The organism is Herbaspirillum sp. LeCh32-8, from assembly GCF_017814915.1.
Taxonomy (GTDB): Bacteria; Pseudomonadota; Gammaproteobacteria; order Burkholderiales; family Burkholderiaceae_D; genus Herbaspirillum.
Map to the genome: position 1 here is coordinate 1 of NZ_JAGIPZ010000034.1, position 739 is coordinate 739.

1 protein-coding gene is annotated in these 739 nt (G+C 62.9%); it reads left to right on the forward strand.

Translation table 11 applies throughout. The features are described from left to right. Window positions 1-143: 143 nt before the first annotated feature. Window positions 144-739 (forward strand): SDR family NAD(P)-dependent oxidoreductase (locus J8I26_RS22550; protein WP_209609460.1); only part of this gene is annotated, 596 nt, incomplete at its 3' end.

Here is a 739-nt window from a genome sequence, read left to right on the forward strand (position 1 = left end):
ATTTTCATTTTACACACTTTATCCATAAACAGCCTGTCGATAAAGTGCACCCATGCCTTGCAGCACACAGCGGAAAACACCAGCAAGTGCGGCATCGCCCAACGGACTGAACCAACAATCAACTTAATCAAAAGGAATTCATCATGAACAAGCAACTCAACGGCAAAATCGCGCTGGTGACCGGCGGCACTTCCGGTATCGGCCTGGCCACTGCGCAGGAACTGGCGGCGCAAGGCGCCCGCGTCTTCATCACCGGCCGTCGCCAGGCCGAGCTGGACGCGGCAGTGGCCGCCATCGGCGCCGCTGCTACCGGCATCCGCGCCGACGCCTCGGTGCTGTCTGACCTGGACGCGGTCTACGCCCAGATCGCCAAGAGCGAAGGCAAGCTCGACATCCTGTTCGCCAATGCCGGCGGCGGCGACATGATGCCGCTGGGCGCCATCACCGAAGAACATTTCGACCGCATCTTCGGCACCAATGTGCGCGGCGTGCTGTTCACCGTGCAAAAGGCCTTGCCACTGCTGGTCAATGGCGCCTCGGTGATCCTCACCTCGTCCACCACCTCGGTGCTGGGCACGGCCAACTTCAGCGTCTACAGCGCCAGCAAGGCCGCGGTACGCAACTTCGCCCGCTCCTGGGCGCTGGATCTGAAGGAGCGCGCCATCCGCGTCAACGTGGTCAGCCCCGGCCCGATCCGCACCCCTGGCCTGGGCGACCTGGTGCCTGACGAAGCGCGCCA